Source organism: Thermoanaerobacterium aotearoense (assembly GCF_009905255.1).
Taxonomy (GTDB): domain Bacteria; phylum Bacillota; class Thermoanaerobacteria; order Thermoanaerobacterales; family Thermoanaerobacteraceae; genus Thermoanaerobacterium; species Thermoanaerobacterium aotearoense.
Map to the genome: position 1 here is coordinate 612,378 of NZ_CP047602.1, position 23,630 is coordinate 636,007.

Consider the following 23,630-nt stretch of genomic DNA (forward strand, 5'->3'; position numbering starts at 1 on the left):
ACATAAAGAAAGGAGTTGTATTGTATGAGGATTACAGTAAGCGGTAGAAATGGCATGGCGATAACAGAGGGACTTAGAAATGCAGCCATAAAAAGTTTAAGCAAGATAGAGAAGTTTTTTGCGGATGACACAGAAGCACGTGTCGTCATGAGTGTTCAGAAAAATAACCAGATTGCAGAGGTTACGATACCTTTTAGAGGGATGATATTTAGAGCTGAAGAGGTAAGCGACGATATGTACGCTTCAATAGATAATGTTGTTGATAAGCTTGAAAAGCAAATATTAAAGTACAAGACAAAACTGAAAAACAATTTTACACCAGATTCTATAAGATTTGATGTTCAACAGGATTACATAAAAAATGATGTGCAGGATGAATCGGAGTTTGAAGTTGTAAAGACTAAGAGATTTGCTGTGAAGCCTATGTCTGTGCAGGAAGCCATACTTCAAATGAATCTTTTAGGACATAATTTTTTCGTATTTACGAATTCCGAGACAGACGATTTCACAGTAGTGTATAAGAGAAAAGACGGTAAATATGGTTTGATAGAGCCGACAATGTGAAGATAAAATTGAGGGTTAAAAAAACCCTCAATTTTTTTATGCAACAAAGAAGGAAAATAGAATTTTTTGTAGAATATTATTCCTGTATGTGTAAAAGTTGATTGAAAAAATGGAGTGTGAGCACGTTGGCTGAATTAACAAAAGAAGTTATCAATTCTATGGAAGAATTGATAAATAGGGTACAAAGTGTAATATCAAGTAGGGTTATAACTGAAAATGGTCAGATTGCTGAGATTCACGTTTTGGCTGATACATCAAGAAATGCAAAGCAGATTGCAAGAGATGTACAATCGGTTTTAATGGCTGAGTTTAAAGTAGATGTAAACTACAAAATAATTAGCGTCGCACAGGTGGAGACAAGTGGCAGATACTATAACGATGAGAGAATTGCCTTCACAAATTTAACGTTTGCTAACAATGGGGTGAATTTAGAAGCAACCGTTGCCCTTACAAAAGGCTCTGAAATGTATGAAGGTGTATATAAAGGTGTAAATACAGAGAGGAACAAAAACAGGATAATCGTGAATGCCACACTTGAGTGTGTATCCAAAATACTTCCAGATGATCACAATCTCATTTTAGAAGATGTTGATATATATTCTTTTGCCAAAAAGCGTATAGCCATAGTCGCAGTGACACATGCAACACCTCAAGGAGAGGAGCTTCTTGTAGGCTCCAGCATTGTAAAAAAAGATGAAGGTGAAGCACTTGTAAAAGCGACATTAGACGCTTTAAACAGGCGTGTCATTTCGACAGTCGATAATTAAATAGCTTATTTTTACCCAAACCTTTATTAAGCGTAGCGTTTCGCCTGAAGCTTGAGAAGCTTGAGAGCATCTTTGGTAAAGGAGGGTTTCAGGATGAAAAAAGCAACAATCATAAAAGTACTTCTTGCTTTATTGGCATTAGCACTTGCTGGAGGAGCAAACTATACATGGGGGTAATATGGGTTTGGGTATATTTTTATGGAGGATGATAATGTGAGTAAAAAATTGATTTTATATATATCGTTTGTTGTAGCGTGTGGTTTATCATTAATAACTTATTCTGTATTTAAGATAAATCCACATCATATTTCTGATATTGTGATTCTAATTATTTTTGCTGCTGTTTGTGAATCATTGCCTATATACATAAATACAAATGTTTCTGTTTCAGTTGCTTATGCAGTAGATTTAATGGCATTACTTTTACTTGGCCCTTATGAAGGCGCTGTGATTGCTTCAATTGGAAATTTGCTTTTAATTAGAGATATTAATGGGAAAATAAAATGTGCTTTAAATACTCCATATTACAAAACTTTATTTAATATATCGCAAATTGCAATAAGTGTTTTTATGGCTGGCATAACCTATAAATATTTAGGTGGGCAAAGTGGGTATATATATCCCAAATATCTTGTCGAAGCGATAATTGCATCATGTGTGTATTATCTATTTAATTCAGGTATAGTTGCCGTACTTATAAAATTGTTGACTAATAAATCATTTATGTCAATTTGGATAATGGACTTTAAATGGGGAACGATTAACTTCTTATTTCTTGCTTTTATAGGCATATTAATGACATCAGTGTTTGTTAAATTTGGCTATATAGCGCTTTTAATCTTTTTCGTGCCACTTATCATGGTAAGGTATATGTTCAAGTTAAATATGGAGTTAAAACAGTCTTACTATGACACCATAAATGCTCTTACAAAGGCCTTAGAGGCAAAAGACAGGTACACTTTGGGACATTCTAAAAGCGTAGAAAAATTAGCCGTTTATCTTTGCAGAGAAGCTGGATTCAGCGAGGCACACACTGAAATGGTTCGCATAGCTGCACTTCTACATGATGTAGGCAAGATAGGCATTGTTGAAAATATTTTAAACAAACCTGGGAAACTATCGAAAGAAGAATACGATCATATCAAACAGCACCCTGTAAGCGGTTATGAGATATTGAAAGATGTGCCTTTTTTAAAAAACGTAAGGTATTGGGTTAGATATCACCATGAATGGTACAATGGAAATGGTTATCCTGATGGGATAAGCGGAAGGCAGATACCGCTGGAAGCAGAGATACTGGCTATTGCAGATGTGTTTGATGCACTTGTTTCTGACAGGCCTTACCGAAATGCTTACACGAGAGAAGAAGCGTATAAGATAATAGTTGATAGTGAAGGCACGCAGTTTAGCCCAAGAATAATAAAGCTCTTTAAAAGGGCATACGAAAAGAACAAGGAGGATTTCAAACATGATTTTTGATTCTCTTGGCGCTTCATTTATATACGGCTTTCTATTGAGGAGAGGGAAAATAAGCGGCATTGCCGACATAGATATAAAAATGCCTATTTTTTTTATACTTGGCTTTGGACTTGAGTTTGGAGTGCTTAACTTAACAGATAAATACCCAATCATAATGACGTATAGAGCGTACATACATTTTTTGGATTATTTGATGCTTTTTATAGGATTGTGGTACAATCGACATAACAAATACATGAGAATAATAGCCATAGGCATCATTTTAAATTTCATAGTTATTTTCGCAAATGGTGGCAGGATGCCTGTATCTATAGATTCCCTTAAAGCGGCGGGTATTGGCTATTTAGTGCCGGAGCTTACAAAAAACATCATTCCAACTCATCAGGCTATGACATCATCTACGAAGCTTAAATTTTTGTGTGATGTTCTTTACCTGCCAAAACCGTATCCTCTTCCAAAGACTTTCAGCGTAGGTGACTTATTTATAGCCACAGGGATTTTTCTGATGGTTTCAAATGCTATGATAAACGCCTCTAAGAGAGTTAAAATATAAATATGCATTTTGTATCTTTAAGAGGTGTTGATGGATGAATTCGGCAGAAAGAAGAGATAAGATATTAGAGATTTTAAAAACAGAGAAAGAACCTGTAAAAGGCAATAGATTGGCGGATGTTTTGGGTGTTACGAGGCAGGTAATTGTGCAAGACATAGCCATATTAAGAGCAGAGGGCATAAAAATATTGTCTACTCCGCAAGGATATATTTTAAGCTTAAGCGATAAAGGCAAATATACAAAAGTAATTGCAAGCAAACATTATTTTGATAGAACTGAGGAAGAACTAAATACTATTGTAGATAACGGTGGGAAAGTCTTAGACGTTATTGTTGAACATCCTCTTTATGGTGAAATAAAGGGACTATTGATGATTTCATCCAGATATGATGTTGAAAGATTTATGGAAAATGTGAAAAATGCGAAAGCGACCCTTTTATCATCATTGACAGAAGGTGTGCATCTGCATACTGTAGAAGCTAATTCAAAAGAAGTTTTAGATAGAATCGAGAAAAAACTTAAAGAAAAAGGATTTTTTGTCGAATAAATATATATTATAATTATTATGTAACAAGAATTTTCGAGAGGAGGAGTTGGAGTGATAAAGTGGCAGCAGTCATTGTCTGTCGGCATAGACATGATAGATGAAGAACACAAAGAGCTTTTCAATAGGGTCAACGATGTTTTTGACGCATGTATGAAACAGCAAGGACAAGACAAAGTCTATGAGATACTGGAATTTTTAAGAGAATACACAGTGAAGCATTTTGGCGATGAGGAAAAACTTTTAGAAAAGTACAAATACCCGGAATTGCCTCAACACAAAAAGCTTCATGAGAAATTTGTAAGTGACATACAAGAAATAGAAAACGACGTTAAAAAGAATGGCGTCAGCGTATCAATAATAACCACTTTAAACCGCAAGTTAGTGGACTGGCTTATAAACCATATAAGCAAAGTGGACAAAAAATACGGTGAATACATAAAAGCACATCCTATTGAGTAAATAATAAATTTATCTAAAAGATCCATGTATAATGTGCATACTTGGATCTTTTTATAATTGTGTATATGTGATTTATATTAACTTAAAGACATCTGATGAGAAATAGAAATTTGAAAACTTATACTTATTTAAAAGTGATTACTTAAAAATAATGCGAATTTTTTTCCAATATGATAAAATAATATAGAATTTTATTTTTAAAAATTTTATACGAGAGGAAGTTAAATAATGGACAGAGGTTTGTTAATAGTAGCTCATGGAAGTCGAGCAAATGAAGCAAAAAATGTAGTAATTGAGATTGTAAATAAAATTCAGAGTTTAAATAAATATAAAAGCGTAAAGGCTGGATTTATGGAATTTGATTTTCCGGATATACCTCTTTCTATTAAGCAGTTTGTAGAAGAAGGTATTTTTGATATTATAGTAGCTCCACTTTTTTTATTTGAGGGAATGCATATAAAAGTAGATATACCTTCAATCTTAAAAAAAGAGGCAGAAAAATACCCTGGTATTTCAATTAAGTTTGCAAGACCAATTGGTTATGATGATAGAATTATTGATATTCTTTTGAGCAGAATTGAAGAAATAATATAATTGCTTAGGAGAGGGAAATTATGAACTACATTAAGGACCCATATCGAATCGAAGAAAAAAGTTTTGAAATAATTGGTAAAAATATAGATGAGTCTAAATTCAACGAAAAGGAACTTTTAATAATTAAGCGTGTAATTCATGCTACAGCAGATTATGATTACTCAAATATAATAAAATTTTCTGATAAAGCTATAGAGTCTACTTTATATGCTTTAAAATGTGGATCACATATAGTTAGTGATACAAAGATGTTAGAAGCAGGAATAAACAAAAGTGCATTAAAAAAAGTGGGTTCAGAGGTAAAAAGTTATATAGATCTTCCAGAAACCATGGAAATTTCACGCAAATGTAATATTACGAGGTCTATGGCGGCTATTGAAATAGCTATAAAAGATGAAAAAAATAAGATCTTTGCAATTGGCAATGCTCCTACTGCTTTGTTTAGACTTATAGAGTTAGTGAAAGATGGGATGGTTTATCCATCTGTCATTATTGGTGTTCCAGTGGGATTTGTAGGAGCTAAGGAAGCAAAAGAAGAATTAAAAAAATTGAATGTACCTTATATTGTTACAGAAGGAGCAAAAGGAGGAACAACTGTCGCAGCAGCTATTGTAAATAGCCTCCTTTATATGATTGATAGATAAGGTTGTTGTGTATGGAGAATTTTACATATAAGAGGGGTAAAAAATTAAAATATGGATATACAACAGGTTCTTGTGCAGCCGCTGCATCTAAAGCTTCTACTTACATGCTTTTTAAAAAAGAAAAAATAGATGCTATAGAGATAGATACTCCCAAAGGATGGAGGCTTAAACTTGAGGTTTTGGATATAACATCTGGTGATGGTTGGGTAAGATGTGGCATAATGAAAGATGGTGGAGATGATCCAGATGTTACTCATGGACTTATAATTTATTCAAAGGCAGAGGTAAAAGAAAGTGAAGGCATAGAAGTATATGGGGGCGAAGGAGTTGGAGTGGTCACAAAACCAGGTCTACCTGTAAGCCCTGGCAAACCTGCTATTAATCCTGTTCCAATGTCTATGATATTGAATGAAGTTAGAAAGGTACTGCCAAAAGGAAACGGTGTGAAAATTACCATAAGTGTACCAGGAGGCGAAACTGTTGCATTAAAAACCTTCAATCCGAGGTTGGGAATCGTAGGTGGTATATCGATACTTGGTACAACAGGGATTGTGGAGCCAATGTCGGAAGATGCTTATAAATCGTCTTTGGAATTAGAGTTGTCGGTTCTTTCTGCCGAAGGGCACAAGAAAGTTGTTTTTTCTCCAGGGAATTATGGTAAAGAATATGTTGTTAAGGAAGGTATTGATGAGAAAATCGTAGTTTCATATGGGAACTTTTTAGGTTTTATGCTGGAAAAGGCTGTAGAATTCGGTTTTACAGGAGTAATTTTGGCTGGTCATATAGGAAAGCTTATAAAAGTAGCAGCAGGAATATTTAATACCCACAGTCATGTTGCAGATGCTAGAGCGGAAATAATGGCGGCGTATGCTGCACATTTTGAAGCAGATCGAAATACTGTTGATAAAGTTTTAAATTCAAACACGACTGAAGAAGCATTAGATATAGTCGAAAATTCTGGTATTAATGTGCATCATTTTAGCAACTTTATTGCAGAAAGAATATATTCTAAATGTAAACAATATGTTTATGGCAAATTAGATATAGAAGTTCATCTTATTTCATTAAAAAGAGGTATTATTGCAAAAGCGGGTGATAAGATAGAATGGTAACAATTGTGGGAATGGGTCCTGGGAGTAAAAGGTTTATTACCAATTATGCACTGGAAAAAATAAGAAAAGCGAATGTGCTGGTAGGAGGAAAAAGACATATTGAAGAATTTGAAGATATCGAATGTGAAAAGATCATTATAAATGCTTCAACTGATTATAGCAGTATTCTTAAAAAAGAAGGTAATATTGTCATCTTAGCATCTGGTGATCCTTTATTATATGGAATTGCTGAAGTGATTTTAAAATATGTTGATAAAGATAAAGTGGAGATTATACCTGGTATAAGTTCGGTACAGTATATGTGTGCAAAACTCAAAATAACCATGAATGATTTGACGATTGTTAGTCTACATGGGCGTGATGATGACTTAGTAAAAGAATTAAAATCAAAGAAGAAAGTTGCTGTTTTTACTGATGATAAGCATACACCACAATTTATTGCATCATCATTAAAAGAGCAAGATTTTAAAGATATTAAGATATATGTTGGTGAAAATCTTTCTTATGATATGGAAAAAATTTATTCTTTTACTGTAGAAGAACTTTCAAACTGTAATATAAAATTTGATTTAAATGTAGTGGTGATAACATGTGGCAATACATGACATCAGGCATTCCTGATGAATATTTTGTAAGAGGAAATATTCCTATGACAAAGGAAGAAATAAGAGTTTTATCAATATCAAAGCTTAGGCTAAAAGAAGACAGTACAATATGGGATATAGGAGCTGGTACAGGTTCTGTGTCTGTTGAAGCTGCATTGGCAGCGAAAAAAGGTGTTGTTTATTCTATTGAAAAAGAAAAAGAAGGAATAAAACTTATAAGCGAAAACATTAAAAAATTTAATGTAAATAACATTGTTGTGGTGAATGGCATAGCTCCTGATGTTCTTATGGATTTACCATCACCTGACAGGGTATTCATTGGAGGTACAGGTGATAAAATGCACCATATATTTGACATTGTTACAAGCAAATTAAAAGAGAAAGGGATAGTAGTGATAAACGGGATCACGCTTGATACCGCTTATTATGCCAATCATTATTTCAAACAAAAAAATTATGATGTTCAAACAATATGCGTAAATGTTTCTGTGTCAAGAGAGGCTGGACAAAAAACGATGATGGTTTCGCAAAATCCTGTGTACATAATATCAGCGAAAAGAGAGTGATAGAATGGCTAAATTATACGGAATAGGTGTTGGAATAGGTGATAAAAATTTGATTTCCTTAAAAGCTGTGGAAACACTTGGACAAGTTGATGTGGTTGTGGCGCCGACAAGTAAAGGAGAAGGAAGTATTGCTTATGAAATTGCGAAACCTTATATAAAAAGTGATGTGGTGTTTTTGGAATTTCCGATGATATATACAAAAGAAAACCTTAAGGCAAAATGGGATGAAAATATAAAGAAAATCAAGAGATTTCTTGATGAAGGGAAAAATGTGGCTTTTATAACCATAGGAGATCCTATGATCTACAGTACATACGTATATATACTAAACGGGATTGAAGGATATGAAGCGGAAACTATCCCTGGAATTAGTTCATTTAGTGCGGCTGCTTCTAGATTAAATATTCCAATTGCGACGGGTGATGAAGCTTTTGCGGTTATTCCATCAGGAGATATTTTAGAAATCTCAAAAGCGCTTGATATGTTTGATAATGTGGTATTGATGAAAATTTCAAGACGATTTGATGAAATAGTGAAAATCTTAAAAGAAAAAAATTTTAAAGGATATCTTGTTATTAAATGTGGTCATGATGATGAACAAATATCCTTGAATCTTGACGAGTACATAGGGAAAAAGATAGATTATATGTCTCTGATTATTGCAAAAAAGGAGAGATAATGGTGGTTTATTTTATTGGTGCGGGACCAGGAGATCCTGAACTTATTACATTGAAAGGAATTAAGGTATTGCAAAAATGTGATGTTGTGATCTATGCTGGATCACTTGTAAACAAAGATCTGCTGAAATACGCAAAGTCAGGTGTGGAAGTTTATGATAGCTCTACATTAAACCTTGATGAAATAATTGATCTAATGATTAAGGCAAATAAAGATAAAAAAGATGTAGCACGATTGCATACAGGAGACCCTGCAATTTACGGAGCTATACATGAACAAATTATGAGGCTTGAGAGGGAAAACATAAACTACGAAGTAATTCCTGGAGTAAGTTCATTTTTGGCGGCAGCGTCAGTTTTAAAAAAAGAATTGACAATTCCTGAGATAACTCAGACAGTGATTATAACGCGTATAGGTGGAAGGACAGTAGTCCCAAAAGATGAGGAAATAGAGGCTTTGTCATGTCATGGGGCTACCATGGCAATATTTTTAAGTGTTCAGGAAATTGATAAAGTTATTACAGAATTGAAGAAAGGTTATAATGAAGATACACCTGTTGCTGTTGTATACAAAGCCACTTGGGAGGATCAGATGATTGTTACTGGCACTATTAATGACATTTCTCATAAGGTTAAATCAAAAGGCATAAATAGTACTGCTATAATACTTGTCGGAGAATTTTTAAACAGTAATATAGAAACTTTCTCAAGGCTTTATGATAAAGAATTTTCACATAGCTATAGGAAGAAAGATGGCTTATGAAAATAGCAATAGTTGCTATCACAAAGAATGCTGCCATTATTGCAAAAAAGTTATATGAAGTATTGGAAGGAGATGTGTTTGTAAAAGAAAAATATAGATTTGACGGCAGTTATGCTATTGAAGGTGATTTTATAAATTTTGTACATAATATTTTTCATAAATATAGTGGTATTGTATTTATAATGGCTACAGGAATTGTAGTTAGATCTATCGCAGGAGTTATTAATGATAAATTTACAGATCCTGCAGTTGTTGTGGTTGATGAAAAGGGAAAATACGCTATAAGTCTTTTATCTGGGCATATAGGTGGTGCAAATAGACTTGCGATCAATATATCTTCCATAATAGGTGCTCAGCCAATTATAACAACAGCTACAGATTTGGAAGGTATAATATCTTTAGATGTTATTGCAAAAGATTATGGATTATACCTCGAAAATGTTGGTGATTTGAAAAAAGTTAGTGCAGCGTTAGTAAACAGAGAAAATGTGCGTTTTATAATAGATGATGATTTAGGCATTGCAACATTATTTGATGAATATATAAAAAAAGATTTTGATGATAAAGTTGATGCTATTGTTTATGTGACTAATAGAATAGTTAAAAATATTGATGAGAAGCCATATGTCATTTTGAGACCAAAAAATATTGTAATAGGAATAGGTTGCAAAAAAGGTGTTTCTTTTGATGATTTGTTTGCTTTTATAAATGAGACTTTTGAAAATACGTCTTATAGTTTAAGAAGTATATGTTTGATGGCTACTATCGATATAAAAAAGGATGAAGATGGGATACAACAATTAGCAAAGTTTTTGGATGTACCTCTCTTGCTGTACACAAAAGATGATTTGCGAACAGTTGAGGATAAATTTCCTATATCTGATTTTGTATTTCATACTGTAGGAGTCGGAAGCGTTGCAAGACCATCTGCGTATTTGGCCAGCAACAAAGGAAAAGAGATTGCGTATCTTAAAAAGAATGGCATGACGCTTGCTATATACCGGAAAGAAGGGATTGTATGGGATGGGTAAAAATAGTTGGCATAGGACCAGGTAGTATTGATGATATGACATTTAAAGCTTATAATGCATTGAGAGATTGTGATGTTGTTGTAGGATATGTTACTTATATAAGACTTATTAAAGAATTAATTAAGGACAAAAAAATTGTTTCTATGGGTATGAGGAAAGAGATTGAAAGAGCAAAGATAGCTATTCAGCTGGCTTTGGATGGGAATAATGTTTGCGTCATATCAAGTGGCGATGCAGGTATATATGGTATGGCAGGTCCTGTTTATGAAGTTGCATTGAAAGAAAAAGTGGATTTACAAATTGAGGTTATACCTGGTGTCAGTTCTTTAAATGCCGCTTCATCATTGCTTGGTGCACCTTTGATGCAAGATTTTGCTGTAATTAGTTTATCTGACCATTTGGTACCTTGGCAAGTCATAGAAAAAAGGTTAGAATTAGCTTCTAAGGCTGATTTTTTAATCGTTATATTTAATCCTAAAAGTAAAGAAAGAACAGAAAATTTTTATAATGCACAAAAAATCATAATGAAATATAAAAGAGGAAATGTTCCTGTAGGAATAATTAAAAATGCATCTCGAGAAAACCAGAAAATAATAATTACTACACTGGATGAAATGAGTAATCAAGAGATTGATATGCAGACAATTGTTATTGTTGGCAATGAAAGCACTTATATTAGAGATGGCAAAATGATATCTCCGAGGGGATATATATTATGATATTGGTATTATCAGGTACTAAAGATGGGAAAGAAATAGCTGAAAGATTAAAACTTAGTGGCTTTGAGGTTATAGCAAGTACTGTTACTGATTATGGAGCAAGTTTATTTGACAAAGGAATTAAAGTGTTCAGTGGTGTCCTTGACGAAGTTGGTATGATTGATTTTATCAACAAAAATAAAATAAATATCGTAGTTGATGCAACACATCCCTTTGCAAAGGAAGTAAGTATCAATGCAATAAATGCGAGTTTAAGGGCGAGCATAAAATATATAAGATATGAGAGGCAAAGTGCTGATTTTAGAAATGCTATATTAGCAGCAGATTTTGATGAAGCGGTTGAAAAGTGCAAAGAATTTGATAATATATTTTTAACAATAGGAAGCAAGAACTTAGAAAAATTTAGACCTCTTTGGGAAGATGGGAAAAAAGTTACTGCAAGAGTATTGCCATCAAGCGATGTATTGATAAAATGCGAGGGTTTAGGGCTTACTCCAAAAGATATAATAGCTATGGAAGGTCCTTTTAGCACTGAACTGAATTATATTATGTTTAAAGAAAGAAAGGCGGAAGTTATTGTGACAAAGGAAAGTGGAACAACGGGTGGTGTTGCAGAAAAGCTTGAAGCTGCTTCAAGATTAGGAATTTGCACAATATTAATAAAAAGACCAATTATCAATTATCCAACGATAGTAAATGATTTTGACAGCCTGATGAAAGAGATAATTGATAATACTTAAAATTATGGTTTTATACAGATTTTTAAAAATTAAGACTATTGACAATATATTCTTAAAATGTTACAATTTTTTTGGAAATTTAATAAGAGAAATACAGGTGCTCAATTTAATTAATTGAGTTAAAAGGGAAGCAGGTGTAAATCCTGCACGGTCCCGCCACTGTAATGATGAGTTCTTTACATTATGCCACTGTCTTATGTAATTATAGATGGGAAGGCGTAAAGGATGATGAATCTAAGTCAGGAGACCTGCCTGTATTGTTATGAACTTGCTCTACGGTCGATAGAGGAGGTGGTAATATAAGTACATTTATACCCTCTTAATGACTTAAGTAAGTTAGGAGGGTTTATTATTTTTGTTGAAATGGGAGTGATTTTTGTGAGAAAGATTGAATTGATGATCATATTTATGTTGTTTTTATTTACACCTGAGATATCATATTCTATGCATATAATGGAAGGTTTTCTTCCGCTTAAGTGGTGTGTGATATGGGATTTGGCTGCATTGCCATTTATAATTGTGGGAGCAATGACCATAGGTAAAAAATTAAAAGAAAATCCTAAACTTAAAATGCTTTTGGGTTTTGCTGGAGCTTTTGCATTTGTGCTTTCAGCTCTTAAAATACCGTCTGTTACTGGAAGCTGTTCTCATCCTACTGGGGTAGGACTTGGTGCCATATTGTTTGGTCCGTTTACAATGAGTATTTTAGGACTTATCATTTTACTGTTTCAGGCATTGTTATTAGCTCATGGAGGTATAACAACTTTAGGAGCTAATACATTTTCTATGGCAATTGTAGGGCCTATAGCATCATACGCTATATTCAAAGGAATAAAAAAAGTTGGAGGTCCGAATTGGTTGGCTGTATTTTTATCTGCTTTTTTAGGAGATTTACTAACTTATGTGACAACTTCTTTTCAACTTGCTATTGCATTTCCTGCTGAAAGAGGAGGATTTGCAGTTTCGTTTTTAAAATTCATGGGAATATTCGCAATTACACAAGTGCCATTAGCAATAAGTGAAGGTCTTTTGACTGTATTGGTGATAAATTTGCTTATGGAATACAGCAAAGAAGAACTAATTGAGCTTGATGTTCTATAGAAAGAAGGTATACGTATGGCTCGTAGAAAGATTTTATTTGTTAATATAATATTAATGCTAATGGTTATTTCTTTGATAGTATTACCGCTTGTTACAATAAAAAATGGCAAATTTGTTGGTTCTGATGATAATGCGACGAAGGCCATAACGCAGATAGATAAAAATTATAAGCCATGGATAAAACCGATTTGGGAACCACCAAGCGGAGAAATTGAGAGCCTTTTGTTTGCATGTCAAGCTGCAATAGGCGCTGGCTTTATAGGATTTTATTTAGGATACGTTAAGGGGAAGAAAAATGGAAATAGATAGCTATTCGTACATCAACAGGATGTCCAAAATACATCCTGTTGAAAAATTATTATTTGCGATAATGACGATGCTTTTGTGCTTTTGGTTTGACAGGTATACAAATCTTTTAGTGGTATTTATGATGTTTATAATAATAGTTTATATAGCGAAAATTCCATATAAAGTTTATATAAAACTCATATTAATTCCATTTTCTTTTCTAATTATCAGTGTTTTAACAATTGTTATAAATGTTTTAGACGATAAAAGTGTGGCAATTATCAGTATTAAGGTATTTGGAGCATTTATAGGCATAACATCGGATGGCATTAACACAGCTTTTAATCTGACGAGTAGAACTTTAGCTTTGGTATCATGTCTATATTTTCTTACACTTACTACACCTATAACTGATATAGTTGATGTTTTAGAAAAAATAAAAATACCTATGTTGTTTTTAGAGTTAATACAGATTACATACAGATTGATATTTGTTTTATTAAATGCTGCTAAAGAAATTTATATATCCCAAGATTCTAGATTAGGTTACTCCAAAGTTAAAAATGGATATAGGTCTTTAGGATTTTTGATATCATCGCTATTTGTTAAATCTTATAGAGATTCTCAAAATTTGTATTTAGCTTTGGAAGCAAGAGGATATAAAGGTGATTTAAAAGTAATCAGCAAGAAACAAAAAATTAATATAAGAAATTGTGTCATCATTTTTTTAATTGAATTGATATTAATAAATTTATCTTTATTTTTAAGAAGGTGAATTATGGAAAATAATTACATATTAGAAGCAGTAGATGTTTCGTTTGAATATACAGATGGAACAAAAGCTTTAGACAATATCAATATGAAAATATGTAAAGGGCAGAAGACTGTTATTTTAGGACCTAACGGTGCAGGTAAAACGACATTATTTTTGCTGTTTAATGGAATATTAAAACCAAAGTCCGGAAAAATAATGTTCAATAATAAAGAAGTTAAATACAGCCGAAAAGAAATCGAAAAACTCAGAAAAAATGTGGGTATTGTTTTTCAAAATCCTGACATACAGATATTTGCTAATAGAGTGTATCAGGAGATTTCATTCGGATTGATGAATTTGGGCATGCCAGAGGATTTGGTCAGGGAAAAGATAGAAAAAGTGTTGATGCAAATGGACATCACTGACATTAAAGACAAACCTACACATTTCTTAAGTTATGGTCAAAAAAAGAGTGTATCAATTGCTGATATAATTGTTATGGAACCGGAGGTTATTATACTTGATGAACCAACGGTTTATTTGGATTATGAGCATGTTAGCAAAATAATAAAAACATTAGATGATTTAATAAGTCAGGGAAAAACAATTGTTTTATCAACACATGATGTAGATTTTGCTTATTCATGGGCAGACTATGTATATCTAATGAAAGACGGAAAAGTGATAGATGAAGGAAAACCCATTGATATTTTTAGCGATGAAAATAAAATTAAAAAGGTAAATCTAAGAAGACCAATGATTATGGATGTATTTGAGATTTTAAGAGAAAGAAGTATTGTAAATTGCAATATAATTCCTAAGAATGTAGAAGAATTAAAGAACTGCTTAAAATAGATGAAGATTCCATTTCCTTGATATGGTCACGATATAATGATATAATATATACTTGAATGATAATAACCTTGAGAAGGTGAGTTAATGTTAGGAGTTTTAGAAAAGATATTTGGCAGTTACAGTGAGAGGGAAGTAAAGAGAATTGAACCTATAGCAGATGAGGTTTTGTCATACGAGGAAGAGATGTCAAAGCTTTCAGATGATGAGCTAAGAGGCAAGACTCAGGAATTTAAGGATAGGCTTAAAAATGGTGAAACCCTTGATGATATATTGCCGGAAGCTTTTGCAGTCGTTAGAGAGGCTGCATGGCGTACGCTTAAAATGAAGCATTTCAGAGTGCAGATAATAGGTGGCATTGTCCTTCATCAAGGCAGAATAGCTGAGATGAAGACTGGTGAAGGAAAGACGCTTGTTGCGACACTGCCTGCTTATTTAAATGCTTTGGAAGGAAAGGGAGTTCACATCGTTACAGTCAATGACTACCTTGCTAAGAGGGATCGTGACTGGATGGGTAAAATATACGAGTTTCTGGGTTTAAGTGTTGGTGTTATCCTTCATGATATGGATTCAGAGGAGAGAAAGAAAGCTTACGCTGCTGATATAACTTACGGTACAAACAATGAGTTTGGCTTTGACTATTTAAGAGACAACATGGTCATATATAAAGAGGAAATGGTTCAAAGGCATCTAAATTATGCAATCGTGGACGAAGTCGACAGCATATTGATAGATGAAGCCAGAACACCACTTATTATTTCTGGAGTTGGTGAAAAATCTACGGATCTATATAAAAGAGCCGATGCTTTTGTAAGAACATTGAAAAATGAAGAAGATTATACCATAGATGAAAAGGCAAGAGCAGTAAGTTTGACTGAAAAAGGCGTGGAAAAAGCCGAGAAATTTTTTAATTTGGATAATCTGGCTGATCTTGAAAATATAGAGATTTCTCACAATATAAACCAGGCTCTAAAAGCACATGCCATAATGAAGAGGGATAAAGACTACGTCGTAAAAGACGGAGAAGTCATAATAGTAGATGAGTTTACTGGAAGGCTTATGTTTGGCAGAAGGTACAGCGAAGGTCTCCATCAGGCAATAGAAGCCAAAGAAGGCGTAAAAGTCGAGAGAGAAAGCAAGACTCTTGCCACAATCACTTTTCAGAATTACTTCAGAATGTACGACAAATTGGCAGGCATGACTGGTACTGCCCTTACAGAAGAGCAAGAGTTTAGGGCTATATATGGTCTTGACGTTGTGGTGATACCTACCAATAAAGAGATGATAAGGATAGATCATCCTGACGTCATATACAAGACGGAGGAGGCAAAATTTAAGGCTGTCGTTGAGGATATAGTTGAACATCATAAAAAAGGGCAGCCTGTGCTTGTGGGCACTATTACTATTGAAAAGTCAGAGAAATTAAGCAGTATGCTTAAGAAACTTGGCATAAAGCATCAAGTTTTAAATGCCAAGTATCATGAAAAAGAGGCAGAGATAATAGCACAGGCAGGACGAAAAGGAGCTGTCACAATAGCCACAAACATGGCTGGACGTGGTACTGATATCATTTTAGGCGGCAATCCTGAATTTTTGGCGAAGAAAAAGATGATTGAAGAAGGATATTCTCCAGATGTCATAAATGAGGCATCTGGGTATGGACCATTGCACAGCGAAGAGCTTATAAAAGCCAGAGAGAGATACCAAGAGCTTTTAAATGAGATAAAGAAGGAAACAGAAAAAGAGCATGAAGAAGTTGTTAAGCTGGGTGGATTATATATAATCGGCACAGAAAGGCACGAGTCCAGAAGAATAGACAATCAGTTGAGAGGACGTTCTGGACGTCAAGGTGATCCAGGTGAATCTCGATTCTACATTTCTCTCGAAGATGACCTTATGAGGCTTTTTGGCTCTGAGAGAATAAAAAATATGATGAATACTTTGGGCATAGAAGACGATCAGCCTATTGAGCATAAAATATTGACAAAGCAGATAGAACAGGCACAGAAGAAAGTAGAAGGCATAAACTTCGATGTCAGGAAAAATGTCCTTGAGTATGATGATGTAATGAATAAACAAAGGGAAATAATATACAAAGAGAGAAGAAAGGTATTAGAAGGAGAAGACTTAAGGCAGTACATTCTTGACATGGTGAAAGACATCATAAGAAGAAACGTGGAAATCTACACTGCTGGCAGCAAATACCCTGAAGAATGGGACATAGAGGGGTTATTGAATCATCTTTACGATCTATTTTTGGAAAAAGATAGCGTAGTAATAGATGTGGATTTTGGTAGGCTCGATAAGGAAATGCTTACAGACATAATATATGAAGAAGCTGTAAGACAGTATGAGAAAAAAGAGCAGCAGATAGGTCCACAGATGAGAGAGATAGAGAGAATAGTTCTCTTAAAGGTTGTAGATACAAGGTGGATGGATCACATCGATGAGATGGACCAGCTTCGTCAAGGCATAGGATTGAGAGCTTATGGACAGGTAGATCCTGTAATAGAGTACAAGAAAATAGGATATGATATGTTTGAGGATCTTGTGAATTCTATACAGGAGGATACGGTGAAATTCCTGTACCACATAGAGATAAGAAATGACAATATGCCTCACAGAGAGCAGGTGGCAAAGCCTATTGCTACTAATCAAGGTGGAGATGAACCAAAGAAGCCTGTAGTCAAGAAGAAAAAAGTCGGAAGAAATGATCCATGTCCATGTGGCAGTGGAAAGAAATACAAAAAATGTTGTGGAGCAAATCTTTAAAAAATTTTTAGAAGGAGATGATTGGGTGTTAGCAGATTACAAGACAGAAGTTTTAAATATGATAGATACCATAAAAGAAATGGGGGCTTCTCTTTGACATCGAAGGATTGAAAAGAGAAGTAGCAGAGATTGATAAAAAGATGTCGGAGCCTGATTTTTGGAGTGATTTAGAAAAATCTCAAGAGCTTTCAAAAAAGCAGAAAGATTTAAAAGAGATTATTTCAGAATACGAGGCGTTAGAAAAGCAGTGGGAAGATCTTCATACCCTTATCGAATTAGGGTTGGAGGAAGGGGATGAATCCCTTTCACAGGAAGTCCATGATGAGTACAAAGCCCTCTCCAAAAAGGTAAACGACATGAAGATAAAGACGCTGCTAAGCGGTCCTTACGATAAAAACAATGCCATCCTTTCTATACATGCAGGTGCAGGTGGCACAGAAGCGCAGGATTGGACTGAGATGCTTTTGCGTATGTATATGAGGTGGGCGTCATCGAAAAATTACGATGTTGAGACGGTAGACTATTTGCCTGGCGATGACGCCGGTGTAAAAAGTGTGACGATTATGGTAAAAGGTCCTTTCGCGTATGGATATCTTAAAAGCGAAGCAGGTGTTCATAGGTTAGTGAGGATTTCCCCGTTTGACGCGGCTGGAAGGCGACACACTTCATTTGCGCTTGTTGAAGTTTTGCCGGAGATAGACGATGACATTAAGGTGGATATAAGGCCTGAGGATTTGAAGATAGACACCTACAGGTCATCTGGTGCAGGCGGCCAGCATGTCAACAAGACAGAATCAGCCATTAGGATAACTCATCTACCTACTGGTATTATCGTACAGTGTCAGACGGAAAGATCGCAGATGCAAAACAGGGAGACTGCGATGAAGATGCTTAAGGCAAAATTGATGGATATGATGATAAAAGAGCAGAAGGAAAAGATAGAAGATTTAAAAGGCGAGCATAAAGAAGCAGGTTGGGGAAATCAGATAAGGTCGTACGTATTTCAACCTTATACGCTGGTAAAAGACCACAGGACGAATTTTGAGGTTGGCAATGTAAATGCTGTGATGGATGGGGAAATAGACGACTTTATCAACGCATATTTAAAGCAGAAGGTTTCATAAGGGATATCGGCAGGATATCCCTTATTTTAAACTTTAAAAATGAAGGGAAGGTTTTATGGATAAGATTTCATTAACGCTTAAGCAAGAGTTTGGCCTTAAAGATTTTCAGGTATTGAATACAATCAAACTCATTGATGAAGGAAACACCATACCTTTTATCGCAAGGTACAGGAAAGAAGCGACAGGAAGCTTGTCAGATGAAGTTTTAAGAAATTTTTACGACAGGCTTTTGTACCTAAGAAATTTAGAGGAAAAAAAAGCCGATACGATTCGCTTGATTGATGAGCAGGGGAAGCTTACGGATGAGATAAGAGAAAAAATAGAAAATAGCAAGACACTGCAGGAAATAGATGATATCTACAGGCCTTTTAGACCAAAAAGAAGGACGAGGGCGACTGTAGCGAAAGAAAAAGGGCTTGAAGAGCTGTCAAAATTGATATCAGAAGGCAATGTCAAAGAAGGAAATCCGGATGATTATGCTTTTAAATTTTTAAATGACAAGGTGGCAACTTTAGAAGAAGCTTATCAAGGTGCTATGGATATAGTGGCAGAGGACATATCAGATGATGCAGATACGAGGAAGTACATAAGAGATACCATTTGGGAGAATGGAAGCATCGTCACAGAGAAGCTTAAAGATGAAAAATCTCCTTATGAGATGTACTACAGCTACAGAGAGTCAATTAAAAAGATACCTCCTCATAGGATTTTGGCAATAAACAGAGCTGAGAGAGAAGGGTATATTTCCGTTAAAATAGACGTAGACGATGAAAAGATAGTAAATAGATTGATTGAAGAAAATGTAAATCCTGAATCAATTTTTAGAAAATACCATGAAAATGCCGTTGTTGATTCATACAAAAGGCTAATTAGGCCATCTATAGAGAGGGAAATAAGAAATAAACTTACTGAAATTGCTGAAGATAAGGCTATAAAAGTGTTTAAGATGAACTTAAAGAGCCTCCTTTTAGAGCCGCCTGTCAAAGGATATGTTGTGATGGGGTTTGACCCGGCGTACAGGACAGGGTGCAAGATTGCCGTTGTAGATGAAACAGGGAAACTTTTAGATACCGCCACTGTTTATCCTACGCCGCCTCAAAACGATGTAGATGGAGCAAAGGCGGTTTTGAAAGACTTGATCGAGAAGTACAATGTCGGGCTTATTTCTTTAGGAAATGGGACTGCATCAAGAGAAAGCGAACTTTTTATAGCAGATCTAATCAAAGAGATGGACAGAGATTTGAAGTACGTCATAGTAAATGAGGCTGGCGCATCGGTGTACTCGGCGTCAGAGATAGGGACAGAGGAATTTCCTGACGTAAATGTAAGTCTAAGAGGTGCCATATCGATGGCGCGGAGGCTTCAAGACCCACTTGCTGAGCTTGTAAAGATCGATCCTAAGTCTATTGGAGTAGGGCAGTACCAGCACGATGTAAATCAAAAGATGCTGGGGGAAGCTTTAAATGGCGTTGTTGAAGACTGCGTAAATAGCGTAGGAGTCGACTTAAATACTGCATCTGCATCGCTTTTAAAGTACGTAGCAGGTATCAATGGAACCATAGCGAAAAACATCGTTGAGTATCGAAATACGGTTGGCAAGTTTAGAAACAGAAACGAGCTAAAAAAAGTCAAAAGATTAGGTGATGGTACTTTTACTCAGTGTGCAGGCTTTTTAAGGATATTAAACGGAGACGACATATTCGATTCTACAGGCGTGCATCCAGAGCGTTATGAGGTATTGGAGAAGCTTCTTTTGAAGTTTGGATATGTTAAGGATAAGTTAGACACGAAAAGCTTGAGGGATTTTGCTTATAAACTTGAGGAGTATGGACTTTTGAAGTTATCGCAAGAATATGACATAGGAGTTCCTACGCTTAATGACATTGTAAATGAATTAAAAAAACCTGGCAGAGATCCCAGAGAAGACCTTCCAAAGCCAATCTTGAGATCTGATGTGATGACGATAGATGAGCTTAAAGTGGGAATGGAATTGATGGGGACTGTAAGAAATGTCGTTGATTTTGGGTGCTTTGTAGATATAGGTGTGCATACAGATGGACTTGTGCACATATCAGAGATGTCTCAAAAGTACGTAAATCATCCTTTGGATGTGGTATCTGTAGGTGATGTAGTGAAGGTAAGAGTAATTGACGTGGATGTAGAAAGAAATAGAATATCACTTTCAATGAAATAATATATGTATGATATGAATAAATGGAGGTTTTATATTGACAGCTTATGACGTTATCGGAGATGTTCACGGCTGCTATAAAGAGCTTACAGAATTAATAGATTCATTGGGCTACACATTAAAAGATGGTGTATACTTCCATAAAGATGATAGAAAGCTTGTGTTTTTAGGTGATATTACGGATAGAGGGCCTAATTCTGTAGGTGTCATTGAACTTGTGTATAGAAATGTTAAGGCTAAAAAAGCCCTTTACACGCCTGGCAACCATTGCAACAAGCTTTACCGCTATCTTATAGGTCACAATGTGAAAATCATACATGGATTAGAGACAACAGTAGCCGAGTTAAATGACTTAAGCGAGAAGCAAAAAAGAATAGTCATTTCACATTTTAAAGAACTTTACGAAACGGCTCCAATGTACCTTGTTTTAGATGATGGAAAGCTTGTTGTGGCACATGCAGGAATTAAAGAAAAATACATAGGCTTTTACGGGAAATGCGTAAGGCAATTTGTCTTATATGGAGATATAACAGGTGAAAAAAATCCAGATGGCACGCCAGTAAGGCTTGACTGGGCAAAAGATTATAAAGGCAAACCGATTGTCGTATACGGACATACGCCTGTGAAAGAACCGAGATTTTTAAATAATACGGTTAATATCGATACAGGGTGCGTATTTGGAGGTAGGCTTTCTGCTTTAAGGTATCCCGAAATGGAGATCTATGATGTGACATCTTCGATGCCTTACGATGAAAGCAGATTTAGAGTCGTTTAGGAGGAAAATAGATGAGGAGAAATAAAAATAAGCTTTTCGTAAATGGTTTGTTAATAGGGGCTTTTGTGTTCTTGTTTTTTTGGGTATTGTTTCGGTATGGCGATTACCTTACATACCTTTTAAAAGACCCTGCCAAGTTCGAAAAGTGGATTTTAAGCTTTGGTGCAAAAGGCGTGTTGGTGTTTATACTTATACAGGTATTACAGGTTGTAATATTTATAATACCAGGTGAAGTGGTGCAGGTAGCCGGTGGATACCTTTATGGTGCTGTTTTAGGTTCTCTTTACTCTTTGATCGGCATAACCATTGGCTCCATCTTGTGCTTTGCCATAGCAAGGTTTTTGGGATATGAGTTTGTGAGGGGAATGATTTCAGAGGATAAGCTAAAAAAGTTTGACTACATCATAAACAACAAAAAAGGTGAGATGGGACTTTTTGTTGTATTTTTGATGCCAGGGCTTCCAAAGGATGCTTTGTCTTATGTGGCGGGATTAACACCAGTTAAATTTGTAAACTATTTTCTCATAACGGCTTTGGCTCGGCTTCCTGGAATAGTAATTTCCTCGTATATTGGTTCAAACATTGAGCATAAAAATTACTTGGTTTCTGCCGTTGTTTCAGCTATAGCGGTTCTTCTGTTCATCATTGGGTTTTTAAATAAAGACAAGATAATCAAAAAGATAAATTAGACTTGCTACTCTGTTTACAATTTTTATCAGTGTAGTATAATATCTTTTAGGTTCTTTTCATTTGAAAAATTTTAAAGACGGGGGGTTTTACGATGTATCTTTTAAAAGGCGGTAAAGTATTGACTATGGCAGGGAAAAACTATGAAAAAGCTGATGTACTTATAGGAGATGGAAAGATATTAGATGTAGGTGAGGAAATAATAGCACCGCTTGATGCGGAAATCATAGATGTATCTGGTCTTACAGTGATGCCAGGCATGATAGATGCTCATTGTCACTTGGGCATGTGGGAAAATGCCGTAGGGTTTGAAGGGGCAGATGGAAATGAGGAGACAGATCCTATCACACCACAGTTGCGGGCGATTGATGGCATAAACCCTATGGATAAGTATTTTCAAGAAGCGTACGAGGCAGGCGTGACTACGGCTGTCACAGGTCCTGGCAGTGCTAATGTCATAGGTGGACAATTTGTAGCTATCAAGACTTATGGCAGACGCATCGACGACATGATAGTAAAAGAACCTGTGGCAGTTAAAGTGGCTTTTGGAGAAAATCCTAAATCTGTATACAATGAACAGCACAAGATGCCTATGACCAGGATGGGCATTGCTGCGCTGCTTAGACAGGAGCTTATAAAGGCTCAGGAGTACATGGAGGACATGGAGAAGGATCCTTCTGATGACGAGAAAAAGCCATCAAGAGATCTGGGCCTTGAGGTTTTGGTTAAAGTATTAAAAAGAGAGATACCTTTAAAGGCACATGCCCATAGGGCTGATGACATATTTACTGCTTTGAGGATAGCAAAAGAATTTAATGTGGACATAACCATTGACCATTGCACTGAAGGCCATCTTATCGCAGATTATCTTGTCATGGAAAATGCAAAAGTCATCGTTGGTCCGTCATTGTCTGAAAGATCAAAGGTGGAGCTTGCAAATCTTACTTTTAAGACGCCGGGTATTCTATCAAAAGCAGGGTTAGATGTAGCCATCATGACAGACCATCCTGTCATCCCGCTTAATTACTTGCCGGTTTGTGCAGGCCTTGCGGTAAGAGAAGGCATGGATGAGATGGAGGCATTAAGGGCAATTACGATAAATCCAGCTAAGATCGTCGGCATAGATGATAGAGTTGGCAGCATCGAAAAGGGAAAAGATGCTGATATAGCTGTCTTTGATGGAAATCCAATCGAGATAAAAACCAAGACAAAATTTGTATTCATAAATGGACAATTGGTATTTAAAAGATAAACAGTATTTTGAAA

General features: G+C 35.3%; 26 protein-coding genes and 1 riboswitch. All 26 genes read left to right on the forward strand.

Annotation, left to right across the window (positions count from 1 at the left end; genetic code table 11):
• Positions 1 to 24: 24 nt before the first annotated feature.
• The 26 genes from hpf to GSH73_RS03050 all read left to right on the forward strand — a co-directional run bounded on the left by hpf (position 25) and on the right by GSH73_RS03050 (position 23,616).
• Positions 25 to 564, forward strand: a complete 540-nt coding sequence (hpf, locus tag GSH73_RS02925; RefSeq protein ID WP_014759473.1) for a ribosome hibernation-promoting factor, HPF/YfiA family — start codon at positions 25 to 27, stop codon at positions 562 to 564.
• A gap of 125 nt (positions 565 to 689) precedes the next feature.
• Positions 690 to 1,331, forward strand: a complete 642-nt coding sequence (locus tag GSH73_RS02930; protein ID WP_014759472.1) for a hypothetical protein — start codon at positions 690 to 692, stop codon at positions 1,329 to 1,331.
• Positions 1,332 to 1,529: 198 nt separating this feature from the next.
• On the forward strand, positions 1,530 to 2,810 hold the full coding sequence (locus tag GSH73_RS02935; RefSeq protein ID WP_038069831.1) for an HD-GYP domain-containing protein: 1,281 nt from the start codon (positions 1,530 to 1,532) through the stop codon (positions 2,808 to 2,810).
• Positions 2,800 to 3,363, forward strand: a complete 564-nt coding sequence (locus GSH73_RS02940) for a DUF5317 domain-containing protein (RefSeq protein WP_014759470.1) — start codon at positions 2,800 to 2,802, stop codon at positions 3,361 to 3,363. The genes GSH73_RS02935 and GSH73_RS02940 overlap by 11 nt, the downstream gene beginning before the upstream one ends.
• A gap of 34 nt (positions 3,364 to 3,397) precedes the next feature.
• Positions 3,398 to 3,910, forward strand: a complete 513-nt coding sequence (locus GSH73_RS02945; RefSeq protein WP_014759469.1) for a transcription repressor NadR — start codon at positions 3,398 to 3,400, stop codon at positions 3,908 to 3,910.
• A 51-nt stretch (positions 3,911 to 3,961) separates the two neighbouring features.
• Positions 3,962 to 4,369 carry a bacteriohemerythrin gene (locus tag GSH73_RS02950; RefSeq protein ID WP_014759468.1) on the forward strand — a complete coding sequence of 136 codons (408 nt, stop codon included), beginning with the start codon at positions 3,962 to 3,964 and terminating at the stop codon, positions 4,367 to 4,369.
• Positions 4,370 to 4,597: 228 nt separating this feature from the next.
• Positions 4,598 to 4,963, forward strand: coding sequence for a sirohydrochlorin chelatase (locus tag GSH73_RS02955; protein ID WP_014759467.1), 366 nt, complete (start codon positions 4,598 to 4,600; stop codon positions 4,961 to 4,963).
• Between the two features lie 20 nt (positions 4,964 to 4,983).
• Entirely contained in the window at positions 4,984 to 5,607 is a 624-nt protein-coding gene (locus GSH73_RS02960) for a precorrin-8X methylmutase (RefSeq protein ID WP_014759466.1), read from the forward strand.
• An 11-nt stretch (positions 5,608 to 5,618) separates the two neighbouring features.
• Positions 5,619 to 6,719 carry a cobalt-precorrin-5B (C(1))-methyltransferase CbiD gene (cbiD, locus tag GSH73_RS02965; protein WP_014759465.1) on the forward strand — a complete coding sequence of 367 codons (1,101 nt, stop codon included), beginning with the start codon at positions 5,619 to 5,621 and terminating at the stop codon, positions 6,717 to 6,719.
• On the forward strand, positions 6,713 to 7,324 hold the full coding sequence (cbiE, locus tag GSH73_RS02970) for a precorrin-6y C5,15-methyltransferase (decarboxylating) subunit CbiE (protein WP_014759464.1): 612 nt from the start codon (positions 6,713 to 6,715) through the stop codon (positions 7,322 to 7,324). Before cbiD ends, cbiE begins: the two co-directional genes overlap by 7 nt.
• Positions 7,309 to 7,890 carry a precorrin-6Y C5,15-methyltransferase (decarboxylating) subunit CbiT gene (gene cbiT, locus GSH73_RS02975; RefSeq protein WP_233432490.1) on the forward strand — a complete coding sequence of 194 codons (582 nt, stop codon included), beginning with the start codon at positions 7,309 to 7,311 and terminating at the stop codon, positions 7,888 to 7,890. The genes cbiE and cbiT overlap by 16 nt, the downstream gene beginning before the upstream one ends.
• Positions 7,891 to 7,894: 4 nt before the next feature.
• Positions 7,895 to 8,569, forward strand: a complete 675-nt coding sequence (cobI, locus tag GSH73_RS02980; protein WP_014759462.1) for a precorrin-2 C(20)-methyltransferase — start codon at positions 7,895 to 7,897, stop codon at positions 8,567 to 8,569.
• Between the two features lie 2 nt (positions 8,570 to 8,571).
• Positions 8,572 to 9,330: a precorrin-4 C(11)-methyltransferase gene (cobM, locus tag GSH73_RS02985; protein WP_038069849.1), complete on the forward strand. Its 759-nt coding sequence runs from the start codon at positions 8,572 to 8,574 to the stop codon at positions 9,328 to 9,330.
• Entirely contained in the window at positions 9,327 to 10,361 is a 1,035-nt protein-coding gene (gene cbiG / locus GSH73_RS02990) for a cobalt-precorrin 5A hydrolase (RefSeq protein ID WP_014759460.1), read from the forward strand. Before cobM ends, cbiG begins: the two co-directional genes overlap by 4 nt.
• Positions 10,349 to 11,080: a precorrin-3B C(17)-methyltransferase gene (gene cobJ / locus GSH73_RS02995; protein WP_014759459.1), complete on the forward strand. Its 732-nt coding sequence runs from the start codon at positions 10,349 to 10,351 to the stop codon at positions 11,078 to 11,080. Before cbiG ends, cobJ begins: the two co-directional genes overlap by 13 nt.
• A complete protein-coding gene (gene cobK / locus GSH73_RS03000) occupies positions 11,077 to 11,820 on the forward strand; it encodes a precorrin-6A reductase (RefSeq protein WP_014759458.1) in 744 nt (247 codons plus the stop codon). Before cobJ ends, cobK begins: the two co-directional genes overlap by 4 nt.
• 78 nt (positions 11,821 to 11,898) lie before the next feature.
• Positions 11,899 to 12,090: riboswitch (cobalamin riboswitch) on the forward strand.
• A gap of 126 nt (positions 12,091 to 12,216) precedes the next feature.
• Positions 12,217 to 12,921, forward strand: coding sequence for an energy-coupling factor ABC transporter permease (locus GSH73_RS03005; protein ID WP_233432563.1), 705 nt, complete (start codon positions 12,217 to 12,219; stop codon positions 12,919 to 12,921).
• A 15-nt stretch (positions 12,922 to 12,936) separates the two neighbouring features.
• Positions 12,937 to 13,230, forward strand: a complete 294-nt coding sequence (locus GSH73_RS03010) for an energy-coupling factor ABC transporter substrate-binding protein (RefSeq protein ID WP_014759456.1) — start codon at positions 12,937 to 12,939, stop codon at positions 13,228 to 13,230.
• Positions 13,217 to 13,984: a cobalt ECF transporter T component CbiQ gene (cbiQ, locus tag GSH73_RS03015; protein ID WP_014759455.1), complete on the forward strand. Its 768-nt coding sequence runs from the start codon at positions 13,217 to 13,219 to the stop codon at positions 13,982 to 13,984. The genes GSH73_RS03010 and cbiQ overlap by 14 nt, the downstream gene beginning before the upstream one ends.
• Before the next feature lie 3 nt (positions 13,985 to 13,987).
• Positions 13,988 to 14,818: an energy-coupling factor ABC transporter ATP-binding protein gene (locus GSH73_RS03020; RefSeq protein WP_014759454.1), complete on the forward strand. Its 831-nt coding sequence runs from the start codon at positions 13,988 to 13,990 to the stop codon at positions 14,816 to 14,818.
• 84 nt (positions 14,819 to 14,902) lie between these two features.
• A complete protein-coding gene (gene secA, locus GSH73_RS03025) occupies positions 14,903 to 17,587 on the forward strand; it encodes a preprotein translocase subunit SecA (protein ID WP_014759453.1) in 2,685 nt (894 codons plus the stop codon).
• Positions 17,588 to 17,612: 25 nt separating this feature from the next.
• Positions 17,613 to 18,711, forward strand: a protein-coding gene (gene prfB, locus GSH73_RS03030) for a peptide chain release factor 2 (protein ID WP_233432489.1) whose coding sequence is annotated in 2 segments (ribosomal slippage) — positions 17,613 to 17,681 and positions 17,683 to 18,711 — 1,098 coding nt in all. Because the reading frame shifts where the segments join, the coding sequence is not laid out codon by codon here.
• Positions 18,712 to 18,766: 55 nt separating this feature from the next.
• On the forward strand, positions 18,767 to 20,905 hold the full coding sequence (locus GSH73_RS03035) for a Tex family protein (protein ID WP_014759451.1): 2,139 nt from the start codon (positions 18,767 to 18,769) through the stop codon (positions 20,903 to 20,905).
• 34 nt (positions 20,906 to 20,939) lie between these two features.
• Positions 20,940 to 21,677, forward strand: coding sequence for a bis(5'-nucleosyl)-tetraphosphatase PrpE (prpE, locus tag GSH73_RS03040; RefSeq protein ID WP_014759450.1), 738 nt, complete (start codon positions 20,940 to 20,942; stop codon positions 21,675 to 21,677).
• 11 nt (positions 21,678 to 21,688) lie between these two features.
• Positions 21,689 to 22,366, forward strand: a complete 678-nt coding sequence (locus GSH73_RS03045) for a TVP38/TMEM64 family protein (RefSeq protein ID WP_014759449.1) — start codon at positions 21,689 to 21,691, stop codon at positions 22,364 to 22,366.
• Positions 22,367 to 22,458: 92 nt separating this feature from the next.
• Positions 22,459 to 23,616, forward strand: a complete 1,158-nt coding sequence (locus GSH73_RS03050; protein ID WP_014759448.1) for an amidohydrolase — start codon at positions 22,459 to 22,461, stop codon at positions 23,614 to 23,616.
• Positions 23,617 to 23,630 lie beyond the last annotated feature (14 nt).

Coding starts and splice junctions, on each gene's coding strand:
- cbiQ (WP_014759455.1), top strand. CDS start 13,217: ATGGAAATAGATAGCTATTCGTACATCAACAGGATGTCCAAAATACAT.
- GSH73_RS03050 (WP_014759448.1), top strand. CDS start 22,459: ATGTATCTTTTAAAAGGCGGTAAAGTATTGACTATGGCAGGGAAAAAC.
- cbiE (WP_014759464.1), top strand. CDS start 6,713: ATGGTAACAATTGTGGGAATGGGTCCTGGGAGTAAAAGGTTTATTACC.
- cbiG (WP_014759460.1), top strand. CDS start 9,327: ATGAAAATAGCAATAGTTGCTATCACAAAGAATGCTGCCATTATTGCA.
- GSH73_RS03010 (WP_014759456.1), top strand. CDS start 12,937: ATGGCTCGTAGAAAGATTTTATTTGTTAATATAATATTAATGCTAATG.
- GSH73_RS02955 (WP_014759467.1), top strand. CDS start 4,598: ATGGACAGAGGTTTGTTAATAGTAGCTCATGGAAGTCGAGCAAATGAA.
- cbiT (WP_233432490.1), top strand. CDS start 7,309: ATGTGGCAATACATGACATCAGGCATTCCTGATGAATATTTTGTAAGA.
- GSH73_RS03020 (WP_014759454.1), top strand. CDS start 13,988: ATGGAAAATAATTACATATTAGAAGCAGTAGATGTTTCGTTTGAATAT.
- cobI (WP_014759462.1), top strand. CDS start 7,895: ATGGCTAAATTATACGGAATAGGTGTTGGAATAGGTGATAAAAATTTG.
- GSH73_RS03005 (WP_233432563.1), top strand. CDS start 12,217: ATGATCATATTTATGTTGTTTTTATTTACACCTGAGATATCATATTCT.
- hpf (WP_014759473.1), top strand. CDS start 25: ATGAGGATTACAGTAAGCGGTAGAAATGGCATGGCGATAACAGAGGGA.
- GSH73_RS02960 (WP_014759466.1), top strand. CDS start 4,984: ATGAACTACATTAAGGACCCATATCGAATCGAAGAAAAAAGTTTTGAA.
- cobK (WP_014759458.1), top strand. CDS start 11,077: ATGATATTGGTATTATCAGGTACTAAAGATGGGAAAGAAATAGCTGAA.
- cobJ (WP_014759459.1), top strand. CDS start 10,349: ATGGGATGGGTAAAAATAGTTGGCATAGGACCAGGTAGTATTGATGAT.
- GSH73_RS03045 (WP_014759449.1), top strand. CDS start 21,689: ATGAGGAGAAATAAAAATAAGCTTTTCGTAAATGGTTTGTTAATAGGG.
- cbiD (WP_014759465.1), top strand. CDS start 5,619: ATGGAGAATTTTACATATAAGAGGGGTAAAAAATTAAAATATGGATAT.
- GSH73_RS02940 (WP_014759470.1), top strand. CDS start 2,800: ATGATTTTTGATTCTCTTGGCGCTTCATTTATATACGGCTTTCTATTG.
- secA (WP_014759453.1), top strand. CDS start 14,903: ATGTTAGGAGTTTTAGAAAAGATATTTGGCAGTTACAGTGAGAGGGAA.
- GSH73_RS03035 (WP_014759451.1), top strand. CDS start 18,767: ATGGATAAGATTTCATTAACGCTTAAGCAAGAGTTTGGCCTTAAAGAT.
- GSH73_RS02935 (WP_038069831.1), top strand. CDS start 1,530: ATGGAGGATGATAATGTGAGTAAAAAATTGATTTTATATATATCGTTT.
- GSH73_RS02945 (WP_014759469.1), top strand. CDS start 3,398: ATGAATTCGGCAGAAAGAAGAGATAAGATATTAGAGATTTTAAAAACA.